This is a genomic window from Azohydromonas sp. (genome assembly GCF_035325925.1).
Lineage (GTDB): Bacteria > Pseudomonadota > Gammaproteobacteria > Burkholderiales > Burkholderiaceae_C > Calidifontimicrobium.
Genome location: NZ_DAOKZA010000041.1, coordinates 1 through 4,379, shown reverse-complemented (window position 1 = coordinate 4,379; position 4,379 = coordinate 1). Strand labels below are relative to the sequence as shown.

Here is a 4,379-nt window from a genome sequence, read left to right as displayed (position 1 = left end):
GCAGCCCGAGCTGCGCGTCGGTGGCGCGATCGCCGTACTTGGCGCGCGGCGGCCAGGGGCGATCGCGCCAGTCGGGCTCGAACGCGAACGACGACCGCGTGCGCCCGGGCAGCAGCGCACCGTTGCCGGCGCCCTGCGCATAGTCGTAGTACAGCTTGACGATCTGCTCGCGGCTGACCTGCTGCGCCGCGGGGTGCGCCAGGCAGGCGTCGCGCCAGCGGCGCACGCGTGCGTAGCGCGGCTCGTCGGGCAGGTCGAAGCCTTCGTAGTACTCGAGGAACCAGAAGCGCATGAACATCGGCGTGTACACCGCCTCGGCCCAGCCGAAGTCCTCGAACAGATACGTGCCGTCGGGCGCGTGCTCGACGAGGAAGGCGTCGAGCCGGGCGTACTGCGCGAGCATGCCCTCGTGCAGCGCGTCGCGCAGCTCGCGCTGCTGGTTCATCACGAAGCGGTAGCCCTGCGCGACGAAGTCGCCTTCCATGCGCGTGAGCATGCCCTCGACGGCGTGGCGGTACGGGTCGCGCTGCGCGAGGCGCCGCTCGGCAAAGCGGTCGTCGAGGTACTGCATGATGACCAGGCTCTCCTTGATCACGCGGCCGTCCTCGGTGACGAGGATCGGCAGCGCGGTGCTGCCGCGCGTCAGTGCCAGCAGCGCCTCGGGGCGCGGTCGGGTGATGTCGACGACGTGGAAGTCGACGGCGTCGCGACGGTCCATCAGCGCGAGCTGGATCTCCAGCCGCTGGCAGAACGGGCACACGGGGATGTGATGGACGGCGAGTCGGCTCATCGGTGGGCGGTCGGTGGGCGGTCGGCGTGCATGATGCCTCGTCGAGGCTACAGCGACATGTTCGAGTGCGTCAGCACGGTCTTCTTGACGTGCACCGAGATGATCGCCACCACCTCGTCGGGGCGCGCCGGGCGCAGCAGCTGCTCCGACTCGACCGAGACCTTGGTCACCAGCGAGTCGTCCTCGAGCAGGCAGAACATCGGGTCGGGGTCGGGTTCGTCGGGCAGCGTCTTGCGCCCCTCGAGCGAGCCGTGCGGCACGCGCAGGCCGTCGAGCAGCGTCTTCAGCCGGTTGTCGATGTCGCCGCCATCGGTGATCAGCGTGCCACGCGGCTGCTGGCGGAACAGCAGCACCGACAGCTCGACGTACAGATTCAGCCGCTGCGTGACCAGCGGCGCGAAGTGCAGACCGCCTTTCTCGACGATCACCGACACCTTGTCGGGCCGCGGCGGGTACGCGAGCAGCGAGTCGGCCAGCGTCTCGAGCGGGCGCAGCTGCCACAGCCGCTGCAGCTGCGGGTGCAGCGCGCGCCGGATCTCCCACTTGTGGGTCGACTTGGCGCCCTGGCCGCGCAGCGGCCCTTCGTAGATCAGGCGGAACTCCATACGACGATGTCGGGTGGCGGGCGCGGCGGTGCGCCCGGGCCCGAGCTTAACGGGCGCGCGCCTAGCGGTCCGACGGGTCGGGCGGGCTGCCCTTGTCGAACACCACGCGCCACGCGCCACGCGCCGGGCGCCGCCTGGCGCCAGATCGACTGGAAGCGCGCGACGACGCGGCCCGACGGGTCGCGCACCGGTCCGGTGCTCAGCGCCAGCGTGCCCGACGCAAGCGGCTCGACGCGGTCGGGCTCCCACGAGAACGGTGCCGCCGGCGCCTCGAAGAAACGCGACCAGCCGGCCAGCACCTGCGCCTTGCCGCGCAGCACCTGGGCGCCGATGAACACCGCCTCGTCGTCGACGTGGTGCGCGAAGTCGTCGAGCCTGCGCTCGGCCATCGCGCGCGCGAAGGCGCGTTCGGCGGCGAACACCTGCGCGCGAAGGGTCTCGGTGGGGTCGTGGGCGTTCATCGTCGAACAGGCGCCGAGCGTGGCGGCCAGCAGCAGCGGTACCGCGGCACGGCGGCGCATGGCCCGATCACGCGCTGCCCTCGCGCGTGTCGCCGGGTGGGTGCTGCACGAACCAGCGCACAATCTCGGGCATCTGCGGCTCGAACGCCCCGGGCAGCGACAGGTTCAGCACGCCGGCGCGCACGTCGCCGCGGTTCTCGAAGTCGTGCACCACGCCGCCGGGCACCAGCACGAAGCTGCCGCGCGGCGCGTCGGTCCAGCGATCGCCGACGCGCACGCTCATCGTGCCCTCGAGCACGTAGAACACGTCGTCCTCGGGGTGGGCGTGCGCGCCCGGGCCCCTCGTGTGCGGCTCGAGCCACCATTCGGAGACCGAGTAGCGCGACGCGGTTTCGGCCCCGTCGGCCTTGAACACCGCGGCGATGCGGCCCATCGCGTAAGCGCGGCCTTCGCCGGGGCCGAGCACCACCGGCGCGCGGGGTGTGTCTGGCACAGGCGACATGCGGCGCTGTCCCGGCAGGCGCGGCTACGCGGCCGCGTAGGCGGCCAGCAGCCGCCAGCTCCAGTACACGGCGATGCCCATCTGCACCGCGAACGCGGTGAAACGCAGGTGCACCGCCACCACCGACAGCGACGCCAGGTGGATGCTCGACTGCACGACGCGCGCGCCCAGCAGCACCGGCGCGAGGCCGTCGGTGACGTCGGCGCGCCCGGTGGCCAGCGCCACCAGCATCAGCCCGCCGAAGATCGGCAGCCCCTCGGTGCAGTTCGCGTGCGCGCGCGCCAGCCGCTGCATGAAGGGCGACAGGTTCGCGTTGTCGGGGCGGAACTGGTTGGCCGGCACGCGACCGCCGACCACCAGCGCTGAACGCACTGCCTCCATCCACAGCAGCAGCAGCAGCGTCCATGCGATCAGGCCGGTGAGCGCGACGGCCGTCGGCGACGACATGCAGGACTCCTGTCTCGAGCGGTGGGGCAGGGCGATTGTTCCTTCGCGGGGCCGGCCCCGGCAAGAGGGGTGTGCGCGCCGAGGCGCTTCAGGCGCGCAGCGCGCGGCAGGCGAAGCAGCCGGCGGCGGCGTTGTGCAGGTCCACGTACGCGACCCGAGCGTCACCGAACAGGTCCTGCAGCGCCTGCGCCACCTCGGCGCCGTCGCACAAGCGCGCGTGCAGCATCGTGTGCACCGCGCCGTAGCCGCGCAGCGAGATCTGCCGGCGCGTGACGCACGGCGGCACCTCGCCCGGCACCAGGCGCGCGGCGCGCGCGCCGCGACGCACGAAGACCGGCCCCGAGGCGCGGTACGGCGACGCGACGTCGTGGTGCACGTGGGTCAGCAGCAGCAGCTCGTCGCCGACGGCCGCGTCGTCGAGCCCGACGCGACAGGGATAACCCGGGCACGCGGTGGCGATGCGCCGCGCCGCGCCCAGGCGCTGCAGCGTCTGGTCGTCGAGCCGGAACAGCGGTTCGAACGCGGCGGGGTCCAGACCGACGATGCGGAAGTTCGGTGTCATGGTGTCGTGCGATGCCCGGGCGCGCATCGTGCCCGGGGCCGCGCCGTGGTGCCGGCCATTTGCGGACCTGCGATCCACCCGCCTCGCGGTCGCGCCGCTAGCGCGGGTACAGCACCAGCTGCGTGCAGCGGAACATCGCCAGCGTGCGGCCGTCGTCGCGGCGGGTGACGACCGCGTCCCACACCTGCGTCGTGCGGCCCAGGTGCACCGGCCGCGCCACGCAGTCGACGACGCCGTCGCGTGCGGTGCCGACGTGGTTGGACTTCAGCTCGAGGGTCGTGAATCCCGCTGCATCGGCGGGCAGGTTGGCCAGGCAGCCGTAGCCGCAGGCGGTGTCGGCCAGCGCGACCACCGACGCCGCGTGCAGGAAGCCGTTGGGCGCCATCAGTTCGCGGCGCACCACCAGCTCGCCGCGCACCTCGTCGGCGCCGACATGCGTGAACACGACGCCCAGCAGGCCCGGCAGGTGGCCGCGGCCCCCATCGTTGAAGTCCTGCGTCGACCGCATGCGGGGCACTCTACCGCAGCGGCGCCACGCGCCGCACCGGCGTGCGAGGTGCAGTCCGTCCACCACCCGGCCCCGCGGCGTGCCGCGCCGGCTCGAGCCGCCAGCGACGCTTGCCGTGCAGGGGGCGCGCCGCGTCGAGCCCGGCGAAGGGCCGCAGGTGCAAGCGCGCATCGCCTCGCCGGCGGCAGAACGCGATCGCCGCGCCGGGCAGCTGCGGGCCCAGGCCGCGGCGCAGTGGGTGGCGTGCCGTTCGGCGATGCGGCCGATGCAGCCGGGCAGGTGACCCGGCTGGACGTGCATCGCGCGGCTCAGACCGCCGGCTCGCGCCGGTGCGCGAACACCGCGAACGTGCCCAGCGCCTTGCCGACCACGGTGTCGGCGACCAGCAGCGTGGACTCCAGGCTGGCCGTCGTGCGGCCGCGGTGGACCAGCACGCTGCGGCACTGCAACTCGCCTTCGAGCACCGGGCGGAAATAGTTGATCTTGATCTCGATGGTGGCGCAG

Annotated in this window: 8 protein-coding genes; all 8 read right to left on the bottom strand. The window is 73.0% G+C overall.

The annotated features are described in order from the left end of the window. Window positions 1–790: glutathione S-transferase family protein (locus PKC53_RS14180; RefSeq protein WP_324429697.1), on the bottom strand; the 790-nt coding region annotated here is incomplete at its 3' end. Between the two features lie 47 nt (window positions 791–837). Next, a complete protein-coding gene (locus PKC53_RS14175) occupies window positions 838–1,395 on the bottom strand; it encodes a hypothetical protein (RefSeq protein ID WP_324429695.1) in 558 nt (185 codons plus the stop codon). Beyond that, window positions 1,380–1,916: a nuclear transport factor 2 family protein gene (locus PKC53_RS14170; RefSeq protein WP_324429693.1), complete on the bottom strand. Its 537-nt coding sequence runs from the start codon at window positions 1,914–1,916 to the stop codon at window positions 1,380–1,382. Before PKC53_RS14170 ends, PKC53_RS14175 begins: the two co-directional genes overlap by 16 nt. A gap of 7 nt (window positions 1,917–1,923) precedes the next feature. After that, on the bottom strand, window positions 1,924–2,358 hold the full coding sequence (locus tag PKC53_RS14165) for a cupin domain-containing protein (RefSeq protein ID WP_324429691.1): 435 nt from the start codon (window positions 2,356–2,358) through the stop codon (window positions 1,924–1,926). 24 nt (window positions 2,359–2,382) lie between these two features. Then, window positions 2,383–2,805 (bottom strand): MAPEG family protein, encoded by a 423-nt coding sequence (locus PKC53_RS14160; RefSeq protein ID WP_324429689.1) that lies wholly within the window; start codon window positions 2,803–2,805, stop codon window positions 2,383–2,385. A gap of 88 nt (window positions 2,806–2,893) precedes the next feature. Then, window positions 2,894–3,367: a DUF1203 domain-containing protein gene (locus PKC53_RS14155; protein WP_324429687.1), complete on the bottom strand. Its 474-nt coding sequence runs from the start codon at window positions 3,365–3,367 to the stop codon at window positions 2,894–2,896. A gap of 97 nt (window positions 3,368–3,464) precedes the next feature. Beyond that, complete coding sequence (locus tag PKC53_RS14150; RefSeq protein WP_324429686.1) at window positions 3,465–3,875, bottom strand: PaaI family thioesterase; 411 nt, start codon at window positions 3,873–3,875, stop codon at window positions 3,465–3,467. 308 nt (window positions 3,876–4,183) lie between these two features. Then, the coding region (locus PKC53_RS14145; protein ID WP_324429684.1) for a PaaI family thioesterase at window positions 4,184–4,379 on the bottom strand (196 nt) is incomplete at its 5' end.